Source organism: Pantoea sp. BL1, from assembly GCF_000963985.1.
Classification (GTDB): domain Bacteria; phylum Pseudomonadota; class Gammaproteobacteria; order Enterobacterales; family Enterobacteriaceae; genus Pantoea; species Pantoea rwandensis_B.
On sequence record NZ_JZRH01000033.1, the window covers coordinates 1 to 26,942 of the forward strand.

Annotated in this window: 26 protein-coding genes and 1 pseudogene; 10 read left to right on the top strand and 17 right to left on the bottom strand. The window is 54.5% G+C overall.

Going from position 1 to position 26,942, the window contains the following annotated elements; all coding sequences use genetic code 11:
- Window positions 1-50: 50 nt before the first annotated feature.
- A pseudogene (locus VH86_RS15825) lies at window positions 51-1,362 on the bottom strand (iron-containing alcohol dehydrogenase).
- Window positions 1,363-1,487: 125 nt separating this feature from the next.
- Here VH86_RS15825 and gntT point away from each other — a divergent pair.
- Complete coding sequence (gene gntT, locus VH86_RS15830) at window positions 1,488-2,804, top strand: gluconate transporter (protein WP_045833496.1); 1,317 nt, start codon at window positions 1,488-1,490, stop codon at window positions 2,802-2,804.
- A 47-nt stretch (window positions 2,805-2,851) separates the two neighbouring features.
- Here the strand turns inward: gntT and VH86_RS15835 are convergent, their stop codons facing one another.
- Both VH86_RS15835 and VH86_RS15840 read right to left on the bottom strand, forming a co-directional pair.
- The gene (locus VH86_RS15835; protein WP_045833497.1) at window positions 2,852-3,934 is read right to left on the bottom strand and encodes a malate/lactate/ureidoglycolate dehydrogenase; all 1,083 of its coding nucleotides are present in this window, start codon (window positions 3,932-3,934) and stop codon (window positions 2,852-2,854) included.
- 108 nt (window positions 3,935-4,042) lie between these two features.
- On the bottom strand, window positions 4,043-4,288 hold the full coding sequence (locus tag VH86_RS15840) for a hypothetical protein (protein WP_008103719.1): 246 nt from the start codon (window positions 4,286-4,288) through the stop codon (window positions 4,043-4,045).
- 997 nt (window positions 4,289-5,285) lie between these two features.
- Here VH86_RS15840 and pagP point away from each other — a divergent pair.
- The 3 genes from pagP to VH86_RS15855 all read left to right on the top strand — a co-directional run bounded on the left by pagP (window position 5,286) and on the right by VH86_RS15855 (window position 6,956).
- Window positions 5,286-5,807, top strand: coding sequence for a lipid IV(A) palmitoyltransferase PagP (gene pagP, locus VH86_RS15845; protein ID WP_082082870.1), 522 nt, complete (start codon window positions 5,286-5,288; stop codon window positions 5,805-5,807).
- Window positions 5,808-5,957: 150 nt separating this feature from the next.
- A complete protein-coding gene (cspE, locus tag VH86_RS15850) occupies window positions 5,958-6,167 on the top strand; it encodes a transcription antiterminator/RNA stability regulator CspE (RefSeq protein ID WP_034829024.1) in 210 nt (69 codons plus the stop codon).
- A 357-nt stretch (window positions 6,168-6,524) separates the two neighbouring features.
- On the top strand, window positions 6,525-6,956 hold the full coding sequence (locus VH86_RS15855) for a GNAT family N-acetyltransferase (RefSeq protein WP_034829026.1): 432 nt from the start codon (window positions 6,525-6,527) through the stop codon (window positions 6,954-6,956).
- On the opposite strand, the gene VH86_RS15860 is transcribed toward VH86_RS15855, so the two are convergent.
- Window positions 6,934-8,289 (bottom strand): PLP-dependent aminotransferase family protein, encoded by a 1,356-nt coding sequence (locus VH86_RS15860; RefSeq protein ID WP_045833499.1) that lies wholly within the window; start codon window positions 8,287-8,289, stop codon window positions 6,934-6,936. The two genes, VH86_RS15855 and VH86_RS15860, sit on opposite strands and share 23 nt — an antisense overlap.
- Window positions 8,290-8,424: 135 nt before the next feature.
- Here VH86_RS15860 and VH86_RS15865 point away from each other — a divergent pair, with 135 nt between their 5' ends.
- The 6 genes from VH86_RS15865 to tatE all read left to right on the top strand — a co-directional run bounded on the left by VH86_RS15865 (window position 8,425) and on the right by tatE (window position 13,115).
- A complete protein-coding gene (locus tag VH86_RS15865; protein WP_045816520.1) occupies window positions 8,425-9,384 on the top strand; it encodes an ABC transporter substrate-binding protein in 960 nt (319 codons plus the stop codon).
- Between the two features lie 2 nt (window positions 9,385-9,386).
- Window positions 9,387-10,181: a deaminated glutathione amidase gene (locus tag VH86_RS15870; protein ID WP_034829032.1), complete on the top strand. Its 795-nt coding sequence runs from the start codon at window positions 9,387-9,389 to the stop codon at window positions 10,179-10,181.
- A 21-nt stretch (window positions 10,182-10,202) separates the two neighbouring features.
- On the top strand, window positions 10,203-11,090 hold the full coding sequence (locus VH86_RS15875) for an ABC transporter substrate-binding protein (protein ID WP_045816519.1): 888 nt from the start codon (window positions 10,203-10,205) through the stop codon (window positions 11,088-11,090).
- Window positions 11,087-12,037, top strand: coding sequence for an amino acid ABC transporter permease (locus VH86_RS15880; protein ID WP_038648342.1), 951 nt, complete (start codon window positions 11,087-11,089; stop codon window positions 12,035-12,037). Before VH86_RS15875 ends, VH86_RS15880 begins: the two co-directional genes overlap by 4 nt.
- Window positions 12,034-12,804, top strand: coding sequence for an amino acid ABC transporter ATP-binding protein (locus tag VH86_RS15885; RefSeq protein WP_045833500.1), 771 nt, complete (start codon window positions 12,034-12,036; stop codon window positions 12,802-12,804). Before VH86_RS15880 ends, VH86_RS15885 begins: the two co-directional genes overlap by 4 nt.
- A 107-nt stretch (window positions 12,805-12,911) precedes the next feature.
- Window positions 12,912-13,115 (top strand): twin-arginine translocase subunit TatE, encoded by a 204-nt coding sequence (tatE, locus tag VH86_RS15890; RefSeq protein ID WP_034829040.1) that lies wholly within the window; start codon window positions 12,912-12,914, stop codon window positions 13,113-13,115.
- Window positions 13,116-13,247: 132 nt separating this feature from the next.
- Here the strand turns inward: tatE and lipA are convergent, their stop codons facing one another.
- The 13 genes from lipA to leuS form a co-directional block, all read right to left on the bottom strand.
- A complete protein-coding gene (gene lipA, locus VH86_RS15895; protein ID WP_038648336.1) occupies window positions 13,248-14,213 on the bottom strand; it encodes a lipoyl synthase in 966 nt (321 codons plus the stop codon).
- A 176-nt stretch (window positions 14,214-14,389) separates the two neighbouring features.
- On the bottom strand, window positions 14,390-15,040 hold the full coding sequence (lipB, locus tag VH86_RS15900) for a lipoyl(octanoyl) transferase LipB (protein WP_038648333.1): 651 nt from the start codon (window positions 15,038-15,040) through the stop codon (window positions 14,390-14,392).
- A gap of 69 nt (window positions 15,041-15,109) precedes the next feature.
- Complete coding sequence (ybeD, locus tag VH86_RS15905; RefSeq protein ID WP_034829045.1) at window positions 15,110-15,373, bottom strand: DUF493 family protein YbeD; 264 nt, start codon at window positions 15,371-15,373, stop codon at window positions 15,110-15,112.
- A gap of 159 nt (window positions 15,374-15,532) precedes the next feature.
- Window positions 15,533-16,744 carry a D-alanyl-D-alanine carboxypeptidase DacA gene (gene dacA, locus VH86_RS15910; protein ID WP_045833501.1) on the bottom strand — a complete coding sequence of 404 codons (1,212 nt, stop codon included), beginning with the start codon at window positions 16,742-16,744 and terminating at the stop codon, window positions 15,533-15,535.
- 122 nt (window positions 16,745-16,866) lie between these two features.
- Complete coding sequence (rlpA, locus tag VH86_RS15915; protein ID WP_045833502.1) at window positions 16,867-17,973, bottom strand: endolytic peptidoglycan transglycosylase RlpA; 1,107 nt, start codon at window positions 17,971-17,973, stop codon at window positions 16,867-16,869.
- A gap of 10 nt (window positions 17,974-17,983) precedes the next feature.
- Window positions 17,984-19,096, bottom strand: a complete 1,113-nt coding sequence (mrdB, locus tag VH86_RS15920) for a peptidoglycan glycosyltransferase MrdB (RefSeq protein WP_038650220.1) — start codon at window positions 19,094-19,096, stop codon at window positions 17,984-17,986.
- Window positions 19,097-19,104: 8 nt separating this feature from the next.
- Entirely contained in the window at window positions 19,105-21,009 is a 1,905-nt protein-coding gene (gene mrdA / locus VH86_RS15925) for a peptidoglycan DD-transpeptidase MrdA (protein WP_038648321.1), read from the bottom strand.
- 34 nt (window positions 21,010-21,043) lie between these two features.
- Window positions 21,044-21,514 carry a 23S rRNA (pseudouridine(1915)-N(3))-methyltransferase RlmH gene (gene rlmH / locus VH86_RS15930; protein ID WP_038648318.1) on the bottom strand — a complete coding sequence of 157 codons (471 nt, stop codon included), beginning with the start codon at window positions 21,512-21,514 and terminating at the stop codon, window positions 21,044-21,046.
- Window positions 21,515-21,517: 3 nt separating this feature from the next.
- The gene (gene rsfS / locus VH86_RS15935) at window positions 21,518-21,835 is read right to left on the bottom strand and encodes a ribosome silencing factor (RefSeq protein ID WP_038648315.1); all 318 of its coding nucleotides are present in this window, start codon (window positions 21,833-21,835) and stop codon (window positions 21,518-21,520) included.
- Window positions 21,836-21,926: 91 nt separating this feature from the next.
- Window positions 21,927-22,571, bottom strand: a complete 645-nt coding sequence (gene nadD / locus VH86_RS15940) for a nicotinate-nucleotide adenylyltransferase (protein WP_045833503.1) — start codon at window positions 22,569-22,571, stop codon at window positions 21,927-21,929.
- Entirely contained in the window at window positions 22,564-23,595 is a 1,032-nt protein-coding gene (gene holA, locus VH86_RS15945) for a DNA polymerase III subunit delta (protein ID WP_045833504.1), read from the bottom strand. Before holA ends, nadD begins: the two co-directional genes overlap by 8 nt.
- Window positions 23,592-24,191, bottom strand: a complete 600-nt coding sequence (gene lptE / locus VH86_RS15950; protein ID WP_045833505.1) for an LPS assembly lipoprotein LptE — start codon at window positions 24,189-24,191, stop codon at window positions 23,592-23,594. The genes holA and lptE overlap by 4 nt, the downstream gene beginning before the upstream one ends.
- A 14-nt stretch (window positions 24,192-24,205) precedes the next feature.
- Window positions 24,206-26,788 (bottom strand): leucine--tRNA ligase, encoded by a 2,583-nt coding sequence (gene leuS, locus VH86_RS15955; RefSeq protein ID WP_045833506.1) that lies wholly within the window; start codon window positions 26,786-26,788, stop codon window positions 24,206-24,208.
- Between the last annotated feature and the right edge of the window lie 154 nt (window positions 26,789-26,942).

The following is a 26,942-nucleotide window of genomic DNA, read 5'->3' on the forward strand; positions in this document are numbered from 1 at the left end:
TAAGGGGTTCACTTCATTTGGCGCGCCCGTACCGTTTAAATCAACCAATGTTATGCAACGTGCCAGGCCGCAGTGATCATCTCGGTGAGGGTGGGGGCATCGTAACTGACCCAGCCGTTTTTACTGTTGGCGCGCGCGACAATCCAGTCAACGTCGGTGGCGCTCAAGGTCGGCCCATCCTGCCAGAACGGCACAATCGCATGCTGCTGCAACCAGGCTTTGAGCGCCAGCGCGGGCGGCGCCGGATCGTCCGGTAACAATGCTTGTCCCAACTGTGTCATCAAACGCTGCTGTTCAGCGTGTTCGGTTTCCGCCAGTACATCGAGGAATGGGAACAGCAAACGCCCACACACTTCTCCGTGATGGAAAGGTTTGATAGCGCCCAGTTCACCGGCAATCCCATGAATCACGCCCAATCCCGCACTGCTCAGGCATACGCCGCCCAGCCAGGAAGCCATCATCATCGCTTCTCGCGCTTCATCACCTTGCGCATCGTCACGATTCAGGTTTGGCCACGCCTGAAAGAACAGCCGCAGCCCATTCAGCGCCGTTTGTTGGGTAAACAGATTGCCTTTGCGCGACAGATACGCTTCAAACAGATGGGTAAAGGCATCAATGGCGCAGGTTGCCAGTACGCTATCTGGCGTGCCCTTGAGCAAATCGGCATCCAGAATGGCCACCTGTGGCACAAACACCGGATGGCGCAGCGACGCTTTCACCTGAATATGCTGCTGATCGGTCACCACGGCGTTTTGCGTCGCCTCACTGCCCGTTCCCGCGGTGGTGGGAATGGCGATCAGCGGCAGAGTGATCGCCTGAACCGGCGTATCGCCCACTTTCTCCAGGTAGCGTGCGGTGTTCAGCGGATGCTGCATCATGGCGCTGAAGGCTTTGGCGGCATCCAGCACGCTGCCGCCGCCGATCGCCACTACGCGATCCACATGACCGCGCCAGCGATTGACCCAGGCATCGATTTCATCAGGCGAGGCTTCATGGCTGACAATCTCATAGCCCAGAATCTGGTCATTGAGTGCCGCACCCAGTCTCTGCCAGGCGGGACCGTTAAGGAAAGACCGGCCACAAAACAGCAACGTCGGTTGGGGATGGGCAGCCAGCAGCGGCAATAAGCGGTCAATGCTGCCACGTCCAAACAGGGTTTGTTGATTACTGTACAACTCGATCAGATTCTCACTCACCTGCAGATCCTTTTTTGAAGGGCATAAAGACCTTAGTGTAACCAAAAGCGGTGACGCCCCCGCTGCAAACATTCTGATAACTGCCTGGCAAAAAGTTGATCACCTTCGCAAAACAGAAATTCCCCCCGCGCGGCTGATGCTTTGTGCGCAATGTTACCCTTAACATGATACCCGTAACATTGTGCGACAGACCGCGTGCCTCTCAGCGATGTCACCGAATCGACTGTCCTTTGGGATAAACAAAACAAACCGCTGCCGACATGCTGTCGTGCGCAAAAGTGGAGAAAAATTATGCCATTACTCTATGTGGCGATTGGCGTAGCCTTACTGCTGCTGTTAATGATTCGCTTCAAGCTGAACGGATTTATTGCGCTGATCCTGGTCGCGCTGGCGGTGGGTATGATGCAGGGGATGCCCGTCAACAAAGTGATTGGATCGATCAAAACCGGCGTGGGCGGCACGCTGGGTAGTCTGGCGCTGATCATGGGCTTTGGCGCGATGCTGGGGAAACTGCTGGCCGACTGCGGCGGTGCCCAGCGTATTGCCACCACGCTGATTGCTAAATTTGGTCAAAAACACATTCAGTGGGCGCTGGTCTTAACCGGATTCACGGTGGGCTTCGCCCTGTTCTATGAAGTGGGCTTTGTGTTGATGCTGCCGCTGGTGTTCAGCATCGCGGCGTCGGCGCGTGTGCCGCTGTTGTATGTCGGCGTGCCGATGGCTGCGGCATTGTCGGTGACGCACGGTTTCCTGCCTCCGCATCCGGGTCCAACAGCGATTGCGACGCTGTTCAACGCCGATATGGGTAAAACGCTGCTGTATGGCACGCTGCTGGGTATTCCGACCGTGATTCTGGCGGGTCCGGTGTATGCGCGCTTCCTGAAAGGCATCGACAAACCGATCCCGGAAGGTTTGTGGAACCCAAAAACCTTTACCGAAGCAGAAATGCCGGGCTTTGGCGTCAGCGTCTGGACGGCGTTAGTGCCGGTAGTGCTGATGGCCTTGCGTGCCGTCGCGGAGATGGTGTTGCCGAAAGGGCATCTGTTGTTGCCGTATGCGGAGTTCTTTGGTGACCCGATTATGGCAACGCTGATTGCGGTACTGATCGCCATCTTCACCTTTGGTCTGAACCGTGGACGGAGTATGGATGAAGTGATGGGCACCATCACCGACTCGATCAAAATCATCGCCATGATGCTGTTGATCATTGGCGGCGGCGGGGCGTTCAAGCAGGTGCTGGTGGACAGCGGCGTCGATAAATACATCGCGAGTATGATGCACGAGACCAATGTATCGCCGATCTTTATGGCGTGGTCTATCGCCGCAGTGCTGCGTATCGCGCTGGGTTCAGCCACCGTGGCGGCGATTACCGCCGGCGGGATCGTTGCGCCACTGATTGCCACCAGCGGTGCCAGTCCGGAACTGATGGTGATTGCCGTGGGTTCCGGCAGCGTGATCTTCTCTCACGTCAACGATCCGGGCTTCTGGCTGTTCAAGGAGTACTTCAACCTGACCATTGGCGAAACTATTCGCTCCTGGTCCGCGCTGGAAACCATTATCTCGATGTGTGGTTTGGTCGGCTGTTTACTGCTGGCTAACGTTATCTGACGGAATTCAGCTGAGGCGATGTGCCTCAGCTTCTTCACTGCTGCGGTCTACTGCGCCAGCGCGCGGAAGGCCGACAGCTCTTCATCGGGCATGCCCGCTTGTAATGCCGCTGCACAAATCTGTTCCCAACTATTGCTGTCGAGCGGAATCCCCTCACGATCGCGTTCGGTACGATTCTGTTCTTCCCATTCACCCGGCACCTGAATCGGTGCATCGCCGCTTTGTGGCGAGCGTTTTACCCATTCGAGGAACGATTCTGCTTCTTCCTGCATCGCAGGGGCATCAAACGCTTCGGGATTGACGATGATAGTGGTCATGCAGTTGAAAATGGCGTCATGGCTGCTGACCAGCGTGGCATCGTGCGTGGTGCGTCCGCCGGACAGCGCACCGCCAAGAATTTCGCACATCGTGGCCAGCGCATAACCTTTGTGCAGGCCAAACGGCATCAGCGAGCCATAAGGTGCCTGATGCATCACGCCGGGCTCGGTGGTGGGCTGCCCCTGATGATCGATCAGATAACCGGGCGCGACCTGTTGCCCTTTGTTCCATGCCACGCGCGTTTTGCCGTAGGCAATGCCGCTGGTGGCGAAATCGAGCAGCAGCGGTTTGGCATTTTCGCGCGGGAAGATGGCACAGAACGGGTTAGTACCAAAACGGCGGTCGCTGCCGTTAAAGGGCGCAACCATCGGATCGCCCATCACGTTGACGAAATGGAAAGAGACGAATCCCGCCGCTGCGCACTGTTCCGCCCAATGACCGATACGACCAATATGGTGGGAATGGTGTAAGCCGACCGCAGCGATGCCCAGCTTCGCTGCCCGCTCAATACCCAACTGCATTGCCTGATGTGCAGCCACCTGACCAAAGCCGTTATGACCGTGCAGGGTGAGTACCGCACCGGCATCCTTTTCAATGGTGGTGTGCTGGTTCAGTTGCAGGAAGCCCTGCTTCAGTGAACTCATATAGCTTGGGATCATTCCCACGCCGTGGGAATCGTGACCGGCCAGATTGGCGGCCACCAGATGGTCAGCCACTAAACGTGACTCTTCGGCGCTGCTGCCGGCATGTAACCAAATGGCCTGAACAAATTGATGGAGCTGGGAAGGGGGAAGTCGGTAAAGGGTACTCACGCGGTCAATCTCCTTGTCATCTTCGATAATGCATCCTGCGCTTAAACCTATCATTACCGCAAGTGAGGGTTATCAAAAGCAAAGGGCCACAATTTGTGGCCCAAAAACTCAATGCGGCTGTTCAAAGCCCGCTTTTACCATCTGATCGCGCAACGCGCGGGTAATTTCACGGTTCCCACCCGTGACCGGATAAATGACATTGTTGACGACATCGTCAAGGTAATGCTCTTCAAACTCTTGCATGGTGAGTTGGGTGCCACCTTCATCATTGATGGCAATGCTGCCACTAATGTGGTTGCCGTAATCCTTTGCCTTCAGGCTGTAACGCCCCATGCTGGTATTAATCGTGCTCATATGATCTCCTTGTTACGTAGGCAGTGATAACAATTGAGGCCTGCTAGAGGCGCTGTAAGTTTAGACAGCACAGGCTGGCGGTGCGCAGCGGGAGAGGGGATAAAATTGCGACATGCGACCCGTCTCGCAGAAATAAAACTGAAGGCAAGGCAACGCTCATCACGATGCGTGACAGTGCTCGCACTGCACAGCGAACACAGAATGATCATCTATACTGGATAACGGGCGCGTTATTTTTCATCACTGAAGGAGCGAACAATGAAAATAATTCTGTGGATTATTGCCATCATTTTTATCGTGGGATTACTGACGATTACGGGTGTATTTAAACTGATTTTCTGACACGAACAGGCACCCGAGGTGCCTGAATTCGTTATTCTGCCCGGGACGCGGCAAATTCGCTAAAAGTTAGCATTGCCGGAATAAGGTCACGCCAGTCAATGGGTTTATCACAACCCGCGCAACACGCACCGTGGTGAGAGTTATTTCTCTCCTCTTCCACTTTTGGCAATGTGAAATAAAATTTAGCGCAGCCGCAGCGTCGACAGCGAATCGTCATTTCAATCTTCCTCCCTCTCCGTCCTGGAAAGATGAGATTTATCTTATTCGCTCACAGAGTTCAATTCATAAATTTAATTAATTTATTTCTGATGTAAATGATCGGCGTTAAGTTGCTGAAAATTAAGTTATTTAGTAGAGTGATTATCACGCATCAAGTGCACTTAATGTGCATTTTCCTGACGACCGAGATATTTTTTTCCACAGATAAACCACAACCTAATCTAAATCATCGGAAAATAATGTTGTAACACAGATAATACCTGGAGTTTTTAGCCGCTTTTTTAAATATCCTTTTAACTCGTTGCGCTAATAATTTCCCACTCAACAAATGCGTTTTTTTAACAGGGTGGGGCGAATTTAAGAGATGATTTAATAGGATTTTTTTGTGAATCGGCACATTTTCTCCGCACTTTTAGGCGGAATTTTGACGTTACCCATGACGTTTTCGGCATCAGCAGCCACGACATCGCAAGCCATTGAAGCGGGATGGAATACATTTAGTACTAATGTTGAGCAAACCTGGTCGCAGCCACAGCATCATGACTTATATCTGCCCGCTATCACCTGGCATAACCGCTGGACCTATGATGACGAGCATATCGAAAAGTACAACGAGCGGCCGTGGGGCGCAGGTGGCGGTGTATCTCGTTGGGATGAGAAAGGCAACTGGCATGGGCTGTATGCCATGGTGTTTAAAGACTCGTTCAACGAATGGGAGCCTATCGTCGGCTATGGCTGGGAAGCGACCTGGCGGCCATTGAACGATCAGAATTTCCACATCGGTGCAGGCTACACCGCGGGCGTAACGGCGAGAGATAACTGGCGTTATATCCCGGTTCCACTGGTTTTGCCATTAGCATCAATAGGATATGGTTCAGCTACGTTCCAAATGACTTATATTCCAGGGACTTATAATAACGGCAACGTCTATTTTGCCTGGTTGAGATTCCAGTTTTAGCGGGTGAAATGCGTCAAAAAGTGTGAAGGGGATGCAAAAAATCAATATTTATCACTTTTTCATCAATTCTCACTGGACAAATGTCACCGCAATTGCTGTACTAGATGCCGACACAGTTTAGTGTCCATTTTTCATGTAAAGGTAATATAGATGTCCAAGATCAAAGGTAACGTTAAGTGGTTTAATGAGTCGAAAGGCTTCGGTTTCATTACTCCAGAAGATGGCAGCAAAGATGTATTCGTACACTTCTCTGCAATCATGAGCAATGGTTTCAAAACTCTGGCTGAAGGTCAGCGTGTAGAGTTCGAAATCACTGACGGCGCTAAAGGCCCATCTGCTGCTAACGTTATCGCTCTGTAAGTTAACAGTTAGAATTTTGAAAACCCGCCTAATGGCGGGTTTTTTTTGTCCTTTTTACATGTGCCACCAGGTCAGGGAATAGCCCAACACGGCTGCCATGGCGACGAAAAGCGCCATCACTTCATTGTAGCTACGTGGAATCAGGTTTTTCATGTGCGCGCCCCAGAGATGTATTTCAATCAGCATCGCAAAGCCAGGTTAAGCCAACCTTAAGCCGGGATGACAGTCTGATGACAGGGCACATTCTGCGGCGTATTTCACAGAACCTGGCAGTAACATTCTCATAACAATCCTTACTTGCAGCTTTATACGCAACAACGCTATATAACTGCATGCAAGGACTCATGAGGAGGCAGGATGAATATACGTCAGGCACTGGCAAAAGACAGTTTTGCCCTGAGTGCGCTGTTAACCGAACTAGGTTACAGCGGCACAGAAAAGTTTATTGATACGCGTCTGGCGCAGTTATGCAGCCATCCCGACGAAATTTTATTGGTGGCAGAACACGGTAATCAGGTTCTGGGGTTTCTCTCTTTGCACTTTATCCCCCAGCTGGCGCTGCCCGGTGATTTCGCCCGCATCAGCTATTTTTGCATTGCGGAAGGCGAGCGCAGTAAAGGCAGTGGCCAACAGCTGCTCAGCCATGCCGAGCAGTTAGCGCGGGAGCGGGGTTGCGATCGTATGGAAGTGCATTGTCACGCTTCCCGCCTTAAAGCCAACCAGTTCTACTCGCGTGAAGGCTATGTGGAATCTCCGCGTTATCACATCAAAGATCTGGGCTCGCTTTAAGTTCACGCCCGGTGGCGATGACCAGCGCGTCAGCAATGCTTTCAAGCTGATCGAACGGGAGCAGCGAAGCACTGACGCGAATAAACGGCTCGCCGTTGAGGCAGCAGCGTTCTCCCGGCAGTACGGCGATGCCGCGGGCTGCCAGGGTGATCATGGCGTACTGCTCTGATTCCACCGGGATTTGCACACTCAACCCATCTCGTTCTTCCAGCACCACTCCGCGTTTTGCCAGTGCCGCCAGTAACTGCTGGCGACGCTGCGCGTAAACGGTCTTCGCCTGTTGAATTCTCTGCTGTGTGGCCTCATCGGTGAGCATCCACGCCACCGCATCCTGCAAGATACGGCTGGTCCAGCTGACGCCGAAATTACGCCACGACTGCAGTCGTTTCACCATGTCTGCCGTCGCGGATAACGCCGCCAGGCGCAGATCGGGACCATAGGCTTTGGAAAAAGAGTGAACGTGAATGACCCGCTCCGGGAAGTGGAAACCCAGGCTCCAGGCCGGCCAGCGCGACAGATCGCCAATGCCATCATCCTCGACAATCATCGTGGTACTGTTCGCCAGCACCCGTGCCAACTCGGCACTGCGACGCTGTGTCACGCTGTAGCCGGTGGCCGAATGCGTGCGCGGCTGATAGATAAACATCGCCGGTGATTTTTGCAGATGTGCGGCCAGCGCCGTGGGGATCGGCCCCTGATCATCACAGGGTAGCGGCAAAATTTCTGCGCCAATATTCTCCAGCATATCCAGCAAACGCGTAGCGGTGGGATTTTCAATCACCACCCGATCGCCCGGTGACAGCAGCGTTTGCACAATCAAATTCATGGCATCAAAGCCGCCGTCAGTGGCCAACCAGGCTTCCGCCGGATAGGGCCAGCGTGGGCTGATGGCCGCTTGCAATTGCGGGGAGATCGCTTCGCGTTGATAGCTGTTTAGCTCAGGCGAAGCAATGCCGGCGAGGATCGCCCGCTGGAGATCGGGGAGCAGCGCCGGATCGGGTGATGCCATGGCCAGTGAGGCACGGATGTTCTCGCCATAGTTGCCAATCTTCTCGAAGCGGATGGGGCGTGGCAGCACGCTGTTGCCACACACCCAAACGCCACTGCGTCCTTTACCCGCCAGTACTTTCTGCTTCTTCAGCTGCGCCCAGGCAGCAGAAACGGTTGCCGGACTGACGCCCAGCCGCTCCGCCAGTTCGCGCACCGCAGGCATTTGCATACCGACAGCAATTTGGCCGTCCCGAATTAGCGTTGAGGCAGTAAGCGTTATTCCCTTTACCGAAGCATCATCTATTTGTTGGCTAAGCCACTCGACATCTACCGTTTGCGTCATAAGAAAATCATTTGTTCAGTAACAAAGAATTGATTGTTCAGATTAGTATTCGCGTTTTAGACTCAAATTCAAGCACTATTTGCTGAATAAATAAACAGCGCCAGATCTCTGGCCGAAAACGGGGAAAGCACAATTATGGTAACCATCAGACTGGCGGTGCGTGACTGGGATTATTTCACCCCGCTGGCACTCGGCGACATCAAACCAGAAGGCTTCACGCTGGAGATTGACCGCGTGGGCACGCTGGTTGATAACCTCGCGACCAGCGACAAATACGATGCGGGTGAAGTGTCATTTAGCCGCTATGCTCAGGCATGTGCCAGAGGTGATAACGCACTGCTCGGCCTGCCGCACTTCCTGATGCGCGGCTTCCGCCAGCGCTGCATCATCACTACCGCTGACAGCCCAATTACCACGCCCGCACAGCTGAAAGGCAAGAAAATCGGGGTGACCGGCTGGCAGGATTCTGGCAATACCTGGACGCGTACCGTGCTGCGTGAGGCTGGCGTGGAGATCGATGATGCGTACTGGTTTGCCGGGCGTTTGACTGAAGAACATCCGATTGTTGATCGCCTCGCAGGCTTCGGTCGTCCGGGCCGCATTGAGCCGGCACCGGGTGAGCGCCCGCTGATCGAACTGCTCAAGGCCGGTGAACTGGATGCGGTGTTCACGCCCTTTATGCCGGAAGGTTTCTTCCTGAAGAATTCTGGCCTGCGCCAATTGCAAAACGACTTTGTGACCGCCGAGCGCGACTACTTTAACCGCGTCGGCTACGTACCGGGCATCCATCTGCTGGCGATGAAACCGGCACTGGCGGAAATGCACCCCTGGCTGCCGCAGGCGTTGAGCGAAATCATCGATCGTTCGTACCAGATGTGGATGCAGAAACGTGAGAAATACGCCGACACCACACCGTGGCTGCTGGATGATTTGCGACGTACCGCGCAGGAATTACCGGCGGACTGGAATCAAAACGGATTCTCCGCTAACAAAAAGATGATCGCCGATTTTGCTAACGAGCTGTTCCAGCAAGGCTTAACCAAAACATTACTGACGCCGGAAGCGATTTTCCCGGCAGCAGTGCAAGGGGAGTGAAGATGAAAGTTGCAATGGGGCAGTTTGCTGTCAGCCGCGAATGGCAGGAAAACACCGATATCTGCATCGGTTTAATGAACAATGCACTGGCTGGAGGCGCGGATTTACTGGTCCTGCCAGAAGGCGTGCTGGCGCGTGATATTGCCGACCCTGATTTGGTACTGAAAGCCGCACAGCCGTTGGATGGCCCTTTCATCACACAGTTGCTGGCGGTCAGTAAGGGCAACGATTTAACCACCATGATGAGCGTGCACGTGCCGACAGAGGGCAACAAAGCGCTCAACGTGCTGATTGCCATTCGCAACGGTGAACTCATCGCCGCCTACGAAAAGCTGCATCTTTATGATGCGTTTGCGATGCAGGAGTCGCAGCGCGTAAATCCAGGCAATGAAATCCCACCGCTGGTGGAAGTGGCGGGGATGAAAGTGGGTCTGATGACCTGCTACGACGTGCGCTTCCCGGAGCTGGCGCGCCGTCTGGTACTGGACGGTGCGGATGTGCTGGTGCTGCCTGCCGCCTGGGTGAAAGGCCCGCTGAAAGAGATGCACTGGGAACTGCTGTGTACTGCACGCGCACTGGAGAACACCTGTTACATGGTGGCGGTGGGCGAATGTGGCCCGCGCAATATCGGCAACAGTCTGGTCATCGATCCCCTCGGCGTCGCGATTGCCAAAGCGCCAGAGTCGGCGGCACTGGTCTTCGCCGACCTCGACCCACAACGTATTGCCTACGCACGTAGCGTACTGCCGGTGCTGGAAAACCGCCGTTTTGCTCGTCCTGAACTGAAACCACTTTGATAGATTTTGGGGAACTGGCTCATGAATAAACTTACAACAGCAATAACGTTGGCGCTGGGGCTGACGGTCAGCGCGGTGCAGGCAGCGGAAACTATCCCAACGCAGAAAGTTGATCAGGCGCTGCATGACCGCCTGCCAGCAGAGATTAAAAGCGCCGGAAAAATGATTTCGGTAAACAACGGATCGTTTCCTCCTTATGAGATCGTGAACGGTCCACATTCGATGGACGGCGCCTCTGCTGACCTGACGAATGCTTTGGCTCAATTGCTGGGTGTGAAAATTGAACATGCCACGGTCAGCGGTTTGTCGGGCGTTTTAGCTGGCATTAACTCGGGCCGTTATCAGATGGCGATTGGGCCGATTGGCGACTATCCCGATCGTCAGCAGAAAGTTGACTTCATCGATTTTGTGCAGGAGTTCGTGGTGTTCGGCGTGCAGAAGGGCAATCCAGCGAAAATTAACGGTCTGGAAGACACCTGCGGCAAGCGTATCGCCGTGATGGCAGCCGGTTCAGCTGAGCAGGTGATTCGTAAGCAGTCGGATGCCTGCGTTGCAGCGGGCAAGCCTGCGGTGGTGGTGCAATCCTTTACCGATCAGCCTTCATCAATTCTGGCGGTGCGCTCTAAGCGTTCTGATGCATTCTTCTCTTCTCAGGCGCCGCTGACCTACTTTATCGAGCAGGCCAATGGCCAGCTGGAGCTTTCCGGTAAAGGACAGAAAAACGGCTTTGGCGACATTTTCCAGGGCACGGTCGTACCAAAAGGTTCTGATCTGGGCAACGTGGTGCTGGATGCTTACAAAGAGCTGTTCGCGAACGGCACCTACGCGGCGATCATGAAAAAGTGGAAACTCGACGGCAATATCTTGCAGCAGCCGGGTCGTAATCTGGCGCAGGGGACAGCAAAATGAATCCGGTCACCCACAATACGCGAGCCAGGGATAAGGCCAACGTGCAACAGCGCGATGTCGCTTTCGCCCGCAGTGCGCCCACTTATGGACGCTGGATCTCATGGATTGTGGTACTGGTGATCGCAGCCAACTTTCTCTGGCTGGTGGCGACCAATCCCAATTTTGAATGGAAAGTGGTGTTACAGTGGTTTACTGAAGGCTCAGTGATGAAAGGGCTGCAGGTGACGCTCGGGCTGACGGTGGTCTCTATGATCCTCGGTACGCTGCTGGGCCTGTTGCTGGCGGTATGGCGTCTTTCGGAAAACAAACTGCTGAGCGGCATCTCGTCGCTCTACATCTGGTTTTTCCGGGGGACGCCACTGCTGGTGCAGCTGATCTTTTGGTACAACCTGTCGACGCTGTTTCCAACCCTTTCGATTACAGTACCCTGGACGGACATCACCTTCGCCAGCTGGAATACCAACGATCTGATTACACCGCTGACTGCTGCGTTTGCTGGTCTGGCGTTGAATGAAGCGGCGTACATGGCCGAGATTATCCGCGCCGGGCTGTTATCGGTTGATCAAGGGCAGGTGGAAACCACGCAGGCGTTTGGCATGAGCCGCAGCCGTGCGCTGCGCCGCATTATCATTCCGCAGGCGATGCGATCCATCATTCCGCCGACCGGTAATCAGCTGATCAGTATGATTAAAGCGACCTCGCTGGTGAGCGTGATAGCCATGGGCGATCTGCTTTACTCGGTGCAGGCCGTCTATAACCGCACCTTTGAAATTATCCCGATGCTGATGGTCGCCGTAATTTGGTATCTGCTCATCACTTCGATCCTGAATATTGGGCAGTCCGCTATCGAACGCTACTACGCACGCGGCACCAAACGTACTGTGGTGAACAAGCGCCGGGCAGACACGGCTGTAGCAGCCACACATCAGCTGAAGGAGGATGTATGAGTGAGATTCAGCCGCTGGTATCTGCGCGCAATGTCCAGAAGAGTTATGGCGATAATGAAGTATTGAAAGGGATCGATCTGGATGTGTTTCCCGGTGAAGTGGTGGTGATTCTCGGGACATCGGGCTCGGGCAAATCGACCTTCCTGCGTTGTATTAACCATCTGGAAGATATGAACGCCGGCTCGATCATGGTGGGTGAAGAGCAGATTGGCTACGAATTGAAGCGTGGGATTCTGCATCGCCTGTCGGCACGGCGGATTGCTCACCAGCGTCAGAAGATCGGCATGGTGTTTCAGCAATTCAACCTTTATCCACACATGACCGTGCTGCAAAACATCATTGAAGCGCCCATTGGTGTGCATAAGTTTCCTCGGCAGGAAGCGTTGCAGCATGCGCGCGAACTGCTGACGACGGTGGGATTGAGTGACAAAGCCGATGCGTGGCCACGTCACCTTTCCGGCGGCCAGCAGCAGCGCGTGGCGATTGCTCGCGCTTTAGCCATCAAACCAGCGTTGATGCTGTTTGATGAGCCAACTTCCGCGCTGGACCCCGAACTCGTGGGGGAGGTGTTGGCGACGATGCGCACGCTGGCCGATCGCGGTCTGACCATGATCGTGGTGACACATGAGATTGGCTTTGCACGTGAGGCGGCGGACCGGGTGGTATTTATGGATGGCGGCGTAGTGGTAGAGCAGGGAACACCGGAGCAGGTGATCGGTAATCCACAGCACCCGCGAACGCAGGCATTTTTGAGCCGCTTTATTTAATGTTGCGCGGATGTTGATCGTAATCTGTTACAGATTCCAGTTGTGACAGCTGATAAACTGCGCGTTAATAGTCATGTCTGTTTTTCGCTAAGGTTGAAAGGTAAAGTATGGAAGGTTTCAGCATTGCCAAACTGCTGATCATCGGTGCACTTATTGTACTGCTGTTTGGTACCAACAAGTTACGTTCACTGGGTGGTGATCTGGGTTCCGCCATTAAAGGCTTCAAGAAAGCCATGAAAGACGATGAATCCACCGCAACCAAGAGCACCGCTGAAGAAGCGCCGGCTGAACGCGTGAGCCACAAAGAGTAATCCGACTTTTAACGTCAATAAGTGTAAATATTTATGACGTTGATAAAAAAACCAGACTGCTTCCAGTCTGGTTTTTGTTTTTGGGCGCAGGTTAAAACAGCCTGAGTGCGGGCATCACACCCGCAGCACCGATTATTTCACTTCCAGCCCTTTAGCCTGCATATCTGCGTGATAAGAAGAACGAACGAACGGGCCACAGGCCGCGTGAGTAAAGCCCATTGCCATGGCTTCTTCTTTCATCTCATCAAACTCTGCCGGGCTAACATAACGCTGTACCGGCAGGTGATGGCGGCTTGGCTGCAAATACTGGCCGAGTGTGAGCATGGTGACGCCATGACGACGCAGATCACGCATGACTTCAACGATTTCCGCATTGGTTTCGCCCAATCCGACCATCAGGCCAGATTTGGTCGGCACATCCGGATGCGCTTCTTTAAAACGCTCCAGCAGCTTCAGTGACCAGTCATAGTTGGCACCTGGACGCACCTGACGGTAAACGCGCGGCACGTTTTCCATATTGTGGTTGAACACATCTGGCGGCGTGGCGGTGAGGATTTCCAGCGCACGATCCATACGACCACGGAAGTCAGGCACCAGAGTTTCAATTTTGATGGTAGGGCTTTTTTCGCGAATCGCAGTGATGCAATCTGCAAAGTGCTGAGCCCCGCCGTCGCGCAGATCGTCGCGGTCAACCGAGGTGATCACCACATAACGCAGCGCCATATCGGCAATGGTTTGTGCCAGTTTCAGCGGTTCGTTGGCGTCAGGCATATTTGGACGGCCGTGGGCGACGTCGCAGAACGGGCAACGACGTGTACAAATCGCGCCGAGGATCATAAAGGTGGCGGTGCCGTGGTTAAAACATTCAGCGAGGTTAGGGCAGGAGGCCTCTTCACACACCGAGTGCAGACCATTTTTGCGCATGGCGGCTTTGATACCCTGAATGCGGCTGGAATCCGCAGGGAGTTTGATCTTCATCCACTCCGGCTTACGCAGAATCTCTTCACGCTCGACCATCACGGTTTTCACCGGAATCAGCGCCATTTTGTCGGCATCGCGATACTTGACGCCACGTTCCATCTGAATTGGTTTACTCATAAATCTGCAGGTTCCGGTCGGGATTGCGATTTGAAAGCTTCCTCACTCAAACTGAGAACCAGGCTTTCAACTTTATTTGAAAATATGGCAAAAATTATATCATTTCGTCTGCGCATAAGCAGCCGATATGCGAGCGCTAAAGTTACAATTTTGTAAATGAGCACAGACAGTCAAGGTCAGACCGCTGCATCATTTTGCCATTCCAGTTGGGTGAAACCAGTCAAACGGGCGAAATGTTGTACCAAACGGGGTTGTACATCGGCGGTTGTGACGCCCGGCTGTTTTTCACTTAACTGCGTCATACGCATACCGGCATAACCGCAGGGATTGATGCGCAGGAAAGGCGCCAGGTCCATCGCCACATTCAACGCCAGACCATGGAAAGAGCACCCTTTACGAATACGAAGGCCTAACGAGCACACTTTGTCATCGCCGATATAGACGCCGGGTGCGTCGGCACGCGCACGCGCAGCGATACCATAATCCGCCAGGGTGGCGATCACGGTTTCCTCCAGCGCAGTGACCAGATCCCGGACACCGATTTTGTGACGTTTAATATCAATCAGCACGTACATCACCTGTTGCCCAGGCCCGTGATACGTCACCTGACCGCCACGATCGCTCTGCACTACCGGAATATCTCCCGGCATCAGCAGATGTTCGGCTTTGCCTGCCTGGCCCTGGGTAAACACCGGATGGTGTTCCACCAGCCAGATTTCATCGGCGGTGCTGCTGTCACGTTGATCGGTAAACTGATGCATCGCATCGGAGACAGGTTGCCAGTCGCGCTGGCCCAGTTGACGAACAAGAAGCGTGTTAGCTGACAAAGCGGAGGTCCGGTAAAGAGTGGAGGGCTGAGTATAACGCTGGCAAAGCCGCCTTTGCCAGCGCGGGTATTACAGTACCATGCGCACGATATCGATGTTACCCAGTTCTTCATACAGGGTTTCTACCTGTTCGATATGCGTTGCGGTGATGGTGATAGAAACCGAATGGTAGTTACCTTTGCTGCTGGGTTTCACCGCCGGGGTATAGTCGCCGGGGGCGTGGCGCTGTACCACTTCAACCACTTGATCAACCAGCTCCGGTTGCGCCAGACCCATTACTTTATAGGTGAAGGGGGTAGGGAATTCGAGCAGTTCATTCAGTTTGGTTTTCATGTTGGCTCCGGTGCTTAAAATTGAGAAGAGAAGCCCGCAGGCCGCCCCTACAACAGGTGATGCATAAAAATCGATAAGGGAGGCTTTCCAGCCTCCCCTATACGTTTGAAACGGGGGTTTCTAATTATATGGTATCAGACAGACGATTTTTCAAGCGTCTTAGCCAAACCAGTGATGGAACATCAGTTTGATGTAATCAATGATACGGCTGAAGAAACCGCCTTCCTGCACTTCGTTCAGGACCACCAGTGGACGCTGTTCAATGGTTTTGCCATCAAGCTGGAAGTTGATGCTGCCTACAACCTGATTTTTCTGCAGCGGCGCATGCAGTTCGGTATTGGTCAGCACATAGCTGGCTTTCAGGTCTTTCATACGGCCACGTGGAATGGTCAGGTAGGCATCTTTTTCAACGCCCAACTGGACACGATCGCTGTTACCAAACCAGACCGGCTCAGAAGCAAACTCTTTGCCTGCTTTCAGTGGTGCCACGGTCTCAAAGAAACGGAAGCCCCAGGTCAGCAGCTTTTTGCTTTCGGTTTCGCGACCTTTATAGGTGTGACCGCCCATAACCGCAGAGATCAGACGCATCTGGCCTTCAGTGGCAGAAGCCACCAGGTTGTAACCTGCCGCATCGGTGTGACCGGTTTTGATGCCGTCCACGTTCAGGCTGGTATCCCACAGCAGACCATTACGGTTCATCTGTTTGATATTGTTGAAGGTGAACTCTTTTTCACGGTAGACCGAGTATTCGTCCGGCACATCACGAATCAATGCCTGGCCGATCAGCGCCATATCACGCGCTGAGCTGTACTGGCCTTCTGCATCCAGGCCGTGCACGGTCTGGAAGTGGGTGTTTTTCAGGCCCAACGCGCCAACGTAGTTATTCATCAGGCTAACAAACGCATCCTGGCTGCCGGCAACGTAATCAGCCATCGCCACACAGGCATCATTCCCTGACTGCAACACGATGCCGCGCGTCAGTTGAGAAACCGGTACGCGATCGCCTGGCTTCAGGAACATCAGTGACGAGCCTTTGAACACCGGATTACCGGTGGCCCATGCGTCTTTACCAACGGTGACGATATCATCGTTATGGATTTTGCCTGCTTTGACCGCCTGACCAATCACATAGCTGGTCATCATTTTGGTCAGACTGGCGGGATCGCGGCGCGCATCGGCGTTCTTTTCTGCCAGGACTTTGCCGGAGTTGGCATCGATCAGCACATAAGCTTCAGCATCGATTTCCGGGACGCCCGGGATCATCGTCTTAAGGTTAACATCGTCCGCAAAGGCGGTATGGCTGAGAGAAAGGGCGACCAGTGATCCCACTGTCAGGCGTTTCAGAAAACGAGAGGGTTTCAGCGTATTCATGTTAAGGACTACAACATCCGTGGGCTAAGAGTGAAAAAAGTGCCTTACTATAGCAAACGCCCGATCGAGCGACATCTTGCTTTGCAAATCAGTTTCAGCAGTAAAGGTAACTGCCCGTAACATTACGGGCGGGCAGTGGTAATAAATGAGCTCATCTGTGCTTCAGTGGTCAGTCGCTGTTGTAACGCAGCGGCTTCCGCCCGGCTGCTGTACCCGCCGAGTTGAATACGATAAACGTTGCCATTGGCTTCCACATTGCCGGGGACGCCAAAACGTTTACCCAGGCTGGTCGCCAATTGACGGGCGCGCGCTGCATCATTGACTGCCCCGACCTGTACCACATATCCACCGGCGGTACGCGTACTCTGGTTCACGGGTGCAGTGCTGGCTGGAGCAGAAACCGATGCCGCAGCCGGTGCAGCGGACGTTGATTGCGCAGGCGTGGCGGCCGGTTCACTGCCTTCCAGTACGCCGTTGGCTAAAGGCTGAGGTGCGCCGAGGAAGCCGCTGCTTTGTACCGGGGCACCCAGGCCACCGTTGCTCTGCAGGGTACTGTTATCGACTGCGCGAACATCCTGCGGCGCAGGCGCTGGCGTCGTATTGGCGCTGCCACCCATCATCACCATGCCGCCGTTAAGATCCGGACGGGCGGGCAGGGCGTAGCTCTGCTTCGCCACGGTTGTGCCAATAGTACCCGGGCCAGAAACGGAACCATCCGGGGCGACTTTGATGTAATCCACACGCACACGCGAATTATTGGAGATATTCAAACGGTCGCCTGCCGCACGAGACAGGTCAATGATGCGGCCGGGCGTATACGGGCCACGGTCATTAACACGCACCACAATCTGGCGGCCATTAGCGAGGTTAGTGACGCGCACATAACTTGGCAATGGCAGTGTGGGATGTGCTGCAGTTAAGGCATCCGGGTCGTAAGCTTCGCCGATCGCTGTGCGATTACCTTGCGCTTCTGCACCGTACCAGGTGGCCAGTCCGACTTCGCTGTAGTTCGAAGGATCTTTGATCACGCGATAATTTTTGCCATTAACGCTGTAATCCTGGCTGGTAGAAGGATTGATGGGTTCATAGCGCGGTTCAACGCCTGGGATTTCCACCACCGGGCCATTATAGGCCGGCTGCGGTGGCGCAGTATTACTCTGCTGTTCCGGTGCCGAACAGGCAGCCAGTACCAATGATGCCAGTGCAACCCCAAGCCAATCCTTACGCATGTGCAGCCTCTTAAACGCTTTTAGATAACATTTTTCGATGAGTATGGATCGACATCACGATGCCAAATCCGGCCATTAATACAATCAACGCCGACCCGCCGTAGCTCACCAGCGGCAGCGGAACACCGACCACGGGTAAGATACCACTTACCATACCAATGTTAACGAAAACATAGACGAATAAAATCAACATCAAACCGCCGGCCATCACGCGACCGAACGTGGTTTGCGCGCGCGCCGCAACAATCAGGCCGCGCAAAATCAGCAGCAGATACAGTACCAGTAACACTAATACGCCGACCAGGCCGAGTTCCTCTGCCAGTACCGCAAAGATAAAGTCGGTGTGGCGCTCGGGCAAAAACTCCAGTTGTGACTGAGTGCCATGCAGCCAGCCTTTGCCACGTAAACCCCCGGATCCAATCGCAATCTTGGACTGAATAATGTGATAACCGGCGCCGAGCGGGTCACTCTCAGGATCGAGCAGCATCATCACGCGGTCGCGCTGATAATCATGCATCAGGAAGAACCACAGCACCGGAATAAAGGCCGCCACCAGTAGCACCGCCACGGCGATCAGCTTCCAGCTCATGCCCGACAGGAACAGCACAAACAGGCCGGATGCGGCGATCAGAATCGAGGTACCGAGGTCAGGCTGCGCCGCTACCAGCAGCGTCGGCATGAAGATCAGCACCAGCGCGATACCGGTGTTTTTCAGCGTGGGTGGACAGACATCGCGGTTAATAAATCGCGCCACCATCAGCGGAACCGCAATCTTGGCTATCTCGGAGGGCTGGAAACGCACAAAGCCGAGATCGAGCCAGCGCTGAGCCCCTTTACTGATATGGCCAAAGGCATCCACCGCCACCAGTAATATCACGCAGACAATGTAGAGATAGGGCGCCCAACTTTCATACACGCGCGGCGGCACCTGCGCCATGACCAGCATGATGATCACGCCCATGGCAATCTGACCGAGTTTACGCTCCATCATGCCGGGATCCTGACCGCTGGCGCTCCAGATGACGATGGCGCTGTAAGCCAGTAGCGCAAGGATGATCAGCATAAACAGGGGATCGATATGGATACGCGTCCAGATCGATCTTTTCTGCGGGCTATCGTTCATGGACATCTTTATTCACCTTCGTAGCCAGGCGGCGTCGGTGCGGCTTCAGGCAGCACGGTATTGTTGTCGCCTAACATTATGTGGTCGAGAATCTGACGCATCACCGTACCCACTGCCGGGCCGGCACCGCCGTTCTCCAGAATCATGGTCACGGCAACGCGCGGTTTATCGTAAGGCGCGAATGCCGTCATTAACTTATGGTCACGCAAGCGTTCAGCAATTTTATGCGCGTTATAGGTTTCGTTCTCTTTCAGACCGAATACCTGCGCAGTACCGGATTTCGCAGCGATTTTGTAAGGTGCATCGGCAAAACTCTTGTGCGCCGTCCCGTTCGCGCGGTTGGCCACGCCGTACATGCCATCTTTGGCAATTTCCCAGTATCCCGAGTGGATATCGCCAATCGGCGCATCCGGCGGCTGACGGTACGGCACCATGGTTTGGCCTTCACGGGTGGCGCGCAATAAATGCGGCACTTTGATGATGCCGTCATTGATCAGAATCATCATGGCTTTGTTCATCTGCACCGGCGTTGCAGTCCAGTAACCCTGACCAATGCCCACCGGAATGGTGTCACCCTGATACCAGGGCTTCTTAAAGCGCTTCAGCTTCCACTCACGTGTTGGCATGTTGCCGGGACTTTCCTGCGGCAAATCAATACCGGTGCGATGGCCATAGCCAAATTTGGTCATCCACTCTGACAGGCGATCGATGCCCATATCGTAGGCGACCTGATAGAAGAAGGTATCGGCAGATTCTTCCAGCGATTTGGTGACATTCAGGCGGCCGTGTCCCCATTTTTTCCAGTCGCGGTAGCGCTTTTCCGAACCGGGCAATTGCCACCAGCCGGGGTCAAACAGGCTGGTATTGCGGTTAATCACCCCTGCACTCAGCGCAGAGACGGCAACATAAGGTTTCACCGTTGAAGCTGGCGGGTAGGATGCTTGTAACGCGCGGTTATACAGCGGACGGTTCTCATCGCTCAACAGGGCTTTGTAATCCTTGCTGGAGATGCCATCAACAAACAGATTGGGGTCATAGCTGGGTGTGGACACCAGCGCCAGAATTTCACCAGTGCGTGGATCGCTGACCACAACGGCGGCACGGCTACCGGTCAACAGGGTTTCGATATACTGTTGCAATTTCAGGTCAACGGTCAGATAGATATCACGGCCGGCCTGTGGAGATTGCTCATGCAGCTGACGGATCACCCGGCCACGGTTGTTAACTTCAACCTCTTCATAGCCGGTTTTGCCATGCAGCACATCTTCGTAATAGTTTTCGATACCGAGCTTGCCGATATCATGCGTCGCGGCATAGTTAGGCCATTTACCTTCATCATCAAGGCGTTTAACGTCACGATCGTTAATTTTAGAGACGTAGCCCACCACATGCGTCAGCGTCTGACCGTAGGGATAATAGCGGCGCTGATAACCTTTCACTTCCACACCGGGGAAGCGGTACTGATTGACGGCAAAGCGCGCCACCTGCACTTCGTTGAGTGCGATTTTAATCGGAATAGAGGTGAAACGACGTGAGCGCTTACGCTCTTTTTCAAAGGCGTCGAGATCGTCGTCCGTCAGATCCAGCACCGGGCGCAGATCCTGCAGCGTCTGCTTCAGGTCATCGACTTTTTCGGGCACCAGTTCAGCCTGGTAAATGGTGCGGTTCAGCGCCAGCGGGACGCCGTTGCGATCAAAGATGATGCCGCGGCTGGGCGCGACGGGCACCAGCTTGATGCGGTTCTCATTGGAACGGGTGCTGTAATCGTCAAAACGCAGAATTTGCAGATGATAGAGGTTGACCACCAGCACGCTGGAGAGCAGGAAAATGCCAACAAAAGCCACCAAAGCCCGGCGGACAAAGAGTTTCTGTTCTGCAGTGTAATCGCGAAAGGCGTTGCTCTGTAATTTCATCCGCTGCGTTTATTGTCTGGAGGTTGTCAGGCGTTTATTCACGGTGATAAGGATGATTCGTGGTGATGCTCCAGGCACGATACAGGCTTTCGGCTACCAGCACACGCACCAGCGGGTGAGGCAACGTCAACGTGGACAGCGACCAGCTTTGCTCGGCAGCGGCTTTACAGGCCGGCGCCAGTCCTTCCGGACCGCCAATCAACAAGCTGACATCGCGGCCATCTTGTTTCCAGCGCTCAAGCTGTTGCGCCAGCTGTGGGGTTTCCCACGGCTGCCCTGGAATATCCAGCGTGACGATGCGGTTGCCTTTGCCGACGGCCGCTAACATCGCTTCACCCTCTTTTTCCAGGATGCGCTTGATGTCCGCGTTCTTGCCGCGTTTACCCGCAGGCACTTCGGTCAGTTCAAACGGCATATCCTTGGGGAAGCGGCGCAGATACTCCATGAAACCGGTCTGAACCCAGTCAGGCATTTTGGTGCCGACGGCCACAAGCTGCAGTTTCAAGGCTTAGCTCCAGAGCTTTTCCAGCTCATACAGCTGGCGGCTCTCTTCCTGCATCACGTGTACGATCACTTCGCCAAGATCAACGACGACCCAATCAGCGGCAGCTTTACCATCCACGCCCAGCGGTTTTAAACCCGCGGCACGGGATTCCTGAACCACATGATCGGCGATCGAAACCACATGACGCGTCGACGTGCCGGTGCAGATGATCATGCAATCGGTGATGCTCGATTTGCCCTGAACATCCACAGCAATGATGTCCTGGCCTTTAATATCGTCAATCTTATCAATAACGAAATCTTGGAGTGCTTTACCTTGCAAAAGGTTCCCCTTAAAAACAGGTGATTACGAGAAGGCTGAATGCCCGGAAAACATAGCCTAAAATGAAGCGGCGCAGTATAGCACGCAACGATCAACCGCGATATAAGCCAGCGCGATCGATGTAGTCGATAACCGCGTCGGGCAGCAGATCGGTGCAAGATTGACCCAGGTGACGACGCTGGCGTATTTCCGTGGCGGAGATGTCGAACAGCGGCGTATCAGCCAGCCAGATAAGGCCTGCCGGTGCATGATGCAACTGTTCTGCCTGCTGTGCACGATGCGCATCCAGCCACTGCTGCATCTCAGGAGTTTCCATCTGTGTCGCATAGCCCGGTCGCTGGCACACCAACAGATGGCACAGAGAGAGGAGATCCTGCCAGCGATGCCATTTGGCTAACGTTAGCAGAGAATCTTGTCCGATGATAAACCCGAGGGGCTGTTCTGCTCCGCGTTCCGCACGGAGTGCTTCAAGCGTTGCGACCGTCCATGACGGCGTATCCCGTTCCAGCTCGCGCGTATCAATATCAAACAGGGGGCGGGTTGCAATCGCGCAGCGCAGCATTTCCACGCGCTGCCGGGCACTGGCTTCAGGCTGTGGCCGATGTGGTGGCACGTTGTTGGGCAGCAGCGTGACCTTTTTCAGCCCCACCTGCTGCGCCAGTGCTTCCACCGGGCGCAGATGTCCAAAGTGGATTGGGTCGAAGGTGCCGCCGAACAGCGCGTAGAGTTTAGACATCAGTAAAGCTTAGGGGAAAATCGCGGTGGCATAGCAGCAGCGACAATGTCTCGAGCTGCGGCCAAAGGTTCTGACCGTAATCCTGCTTCATGGTCAGCTCCAGTTCGGCGAGCAGATGCACCGCGCGTTGCAGACGACGTGCATCAAGGCGTTGCAGCGCATCGGTAAACAGCGCGCGGCGGTTCTGCCAGATGCGTTGTTGATCCATCAGCGCTCGCAGACCCTGTTTACCCTGATTGCGTTGCAAATGCAGCAGCGTCAATAGATCACGTTGCAGAGAACGCAGCAAAATCACCCCTTCAGCATCCTCTTTTTCCAGCTGATGCAGAATATGCAGGGCACGTTTGCTTTTTCCCGCCAGCAGGGCATCCACCCAGTGGAAAGGGGTAAAGTGCGCAGCGTCATTCACCGCGTCCTCTACCCGGGGCAGAGTGAGCTTGCCATCCGGCCACAGCAGTGACAGGCGCTCCAGCGCCTGCGCCAGGGCCAGCAGGTTGCCTTCATAGCAGTAGCACAGCAGTTGAATCGCCGCGTCATCAACACTCAGCTTCATGGCTTTGGCGCGGCTCGCGACCCAGCGCGGCAGCTGCGCTTGTTCGGGTGTCTGGCAGGGAACCAGCACGGCATGGGCGCTCAGCGCTTTAAACCAGGCGCTGTTTTCCTGCGCTTTGGTCAGTTTTGCCATGCGCAGCAGCAGCAGGATATCGCTGTGCAGCAGGCTGGCGAGTTTGATCAGTTGCTCGGCCATCGCTGCATTGGCACCGTTTTCTGGCAGTTGCAGCGTTAAGGTCTGGCGTTGTGTGAACAGGCTGAGTGCCTGACAGCTGGCAAAGATCGCATCCCAGTCGGTTTGCGCATCAAGAGTGACAGTGAAGTGTTCTTCAAAGCCTTGAGAAGAGGAGGCCGCACGAATGGCGTCGGCACTTTCCTGAATCAGCAGCGGTTCATTGCCGGTCAGAAAATAACAGGCGCGCAGCCCATCACGAAGCTGCGCGCTCAGTTGTTCAGGATAAATCCTGATCATTGCAGACTGGTTGCTGACGAAGAGGACACTTCTGGTGAATTCTCACCTGGTGCGATGATCTCCGGCTGTGGCAACGTGTCTTTGTTGCTTTCCTGCGCGGCATGAACCGTTAACAGTTTACGCACCAGTTGCTCGGCGGCACGCTGACGCATCTCCTGCACGATCATGTCTTGCTCGGCATCCTTCGCCAGTGCGGCATTCGGGTTGTCGAAGAAAGAGCGGTACACGGTGGTGCTGATCGGGTAGATGCCTTTGCCCGGGATCAGAACCTGCGCGGTCACTGTCATTACCAGTGAATACTCAGCAGTGGTGCCGCTGATAAACACTGACGCGGTATCACGTCCCTGGACCTCTGCGCCTAAGCGCAGAGTCGGGTATTTGGCACTGGCCTGTTTGCTGTCATCAACAATGGTGACATCATTGATACGCAGCTGCTGGCGCACGGTGCGCGCCAGTGGACCATAAGGGTCGCCACTCTGGACGATCAGCGTTTTCATCTCGTTTGGCACCATGGTGGTGCCGCGCGGGTGAAAACCACAGCCTGCGGTGATCATCACCGCAAGCAGGACAAACAGCCTGATAATCAGTTGTCGCACAGTTCCTCCTGAACTTAACCTACGACCAGGTTAAGCAGTTTGCCAGGGACATAAATCACTTTACGAAGTGTGACGCCTTCCAGATATTTCGCCACAATGTGCTCCTGCGCAGCACGCGCCTGAACCTGCTCCTGCGTAGCATCCGGCGCAACGGTAATCTTGCCGCGCACTTTGCCATTCACCTGTACAACGACCAGCAGTGAATCTTCTACCATCGCGGATTCATCCGCAACCGGCCAGCTGGCTTCATCTACGTTACCTTCTCCACCCAGCGCCTGCCACAGAACATAGCTGGCGTGCGGCGTGAACGGATAGAGCAGACGAACGACCGCCACCAGCGCTTCCTGCATCAATGCGCGATCTTGCTCGCTCTCCTGCGGGGCACGAGTCAGCTTGTTCATCAACTCCATGATGGCAGCGATAGCGGTGTTGAACGTCTGGCGACGACCCACGTCATCGGCCACCTTGGCGATGGTTTTGTGCAGATCGCGACGCAGCGCTTTCTGATCGTCGTTCAGTGCATTGAGGTCCAGTGCCACGGTGGCACCCTTCGCCACGTGTTCGTAGGCCAGTTTCCACACGCGCTTCAGGAAGCGGTTCGCACCTTCGACACCAGATTCCTGCCATTCCAGCGTCATTTCTGCTGGTGAAGCAAACATCATGAACAGACGCACGGTATCGGCACCGTAACGTTCAACCATCAGCTGTGGATCGATGCCGTTGTTTTTGGACTTGGACATCTTGCTCATGCCGGCATAAACCACTTCGCGGCCTGCGTTGTCGACAGCCTTAACAATACGACCTTTTTCATCGCGCTCGACGCTAACATCAACCGGAGAAACCCAGTTACGCTCGCCGCTCGCGCCGGTGTAATAGAACGCATCGGCCAGTACCATGCCCTGACACAGCAGACGTTTGGCTGGCTCATCAGAGTTCACCAGGCCCGCGTCACGCAGCAGCTTGTGGTAGAAGCGGAAGTACATCAGGTGCATGATGGCGTGTTCGATACCACCGACATACTGATCCACTGGCAGCCAGTAGTTCGCGGCGGCAGGATCCAGCATGCCTTCGTTGTAGTTGGCACAGGTGTAACGCGCGTAGTACCAGGATGACTCCATAAAGGTGTCAAAGGTATCGGTTTCGCGCAGCGCTGGCTGGCCGTTAACCGTGGTTTTCGCCCACTCAGGATCGGCTTTGATCGGGCTGGTGATACCGTCCATCACCACATCTTCTGGCAGAATCACTGGCAGCTGATCTTCTGGCGTTGGCATCACCGTGCCGTCCTCCAGTGTCACCATTGGGATTGGCGCACCCCAGTAACGCTGACGGGACACACCCCAGTCGCGCAGACGATAGTTGACTTTACGCACGCCAACGCCTTTCGCCGCCAATGCATCAGCAATGGCGTTGAAGCCTGCCTGATGATCCAGACCGTTGAACTCACCCGAGTTGAACAGTGCGCCTTTATCGGTCATCGCCGCTTCGCTCAGATCAGGCGTTGAACCATCCAGATTCAGGATCACTGGCTTGATGTTCAGGTTGTACTTGGTGGCGAACTCCCAGTCACGCTGGTCATGCCCTGGAACTGCCATGACTGCGCCGGTGCCGTATTCCATCAGGACAAAGTTAGCAACCCAGACCGGGATCTCTTCGCCCGTCAGCGGATGGATAGCAAACAGGCCGGTGGCCATGCCTTTCTTCTCCATCGTCGCCATATCCGCTTCAGCCACTTTTGTGGTGCTGCACTCGGCGATAAAATCAGACAACGCAGGGTTGCTGGCCGCAGCCTGGCGCGCCAGTGGGTGACCGGCTGCCACCGCAACGTAGGTCGCACCGAGGAAGGTGTCCGGACGTGTGGTGTAAACCGTTAATTTCTCTTCGCTGTACGCCACATCGAAAGTGATTTCCACGCCTTCAGAACGACCAATCCAGTTACGCTGCATGGTCTTGACCGTTTCAGGCCAGTCTTCCAGCTTATCCAGATCGTTGAGCAGCTCTTCCGCGTAAGCGGTGATTTTCACGAACCACTGAGGAATCTCTTTGCGTTCAACTTTGGTGTCACAGCGCCAGCAGCAGCCGTCAATAACCTGTTCGTTAGCCAGCACGGTTTGGTCATGCGGGCACCAGTTCACCGCTGAGGTCTTTTTGTAGACCATGCCTTTTTCATACAGCTTGGTGAAGAACCACTGTTCCCAGCGATAGTACTCTGGCTGGCAGGTCGCCAACTCACGGCTCCAGTCATAGCCAAAGCCCAGCAGTTTAAGCTGGTTCTTCATGTATTCGATGTTGTCATAAGTCCATGGTGCGGGCGCGGTGTTGTTTTTTACCGCAGCGCCTTCGGCTGGCAGACCGAATGCATCCCAGCCAATCGGCTGCAGGACATTTTTACCCAGCATGCGCTGATAGCGCGCAATCACATCGCCGATGGTGTAGTTACGCACGTGGCCCATGTGTAGGCGGCCAGAAGGATAGGGCAGCATAGAAAGGCAGTAGTATTTCTCTTTGCCTTCCTGCTCGGTCACTTTAAAGGTTTCGTATTCGTCCCAGTGCTGTTGGACGCGGGATTCTATCTCTTCCGGGCGGTATTGCTCTTGCATGGCTGCCTGTGGTCCTTTATGAAAATCGTTAACCCTGAATAGTTCGCGTCACAGGAAGGCGGCAAAGGTGTGAATACACTCGCGCTTGACGAAGTAAGCGACGGCGTGAACACGTGCAGCCAACGCACCTGCGACTTGAAGTATGACGGGTTCG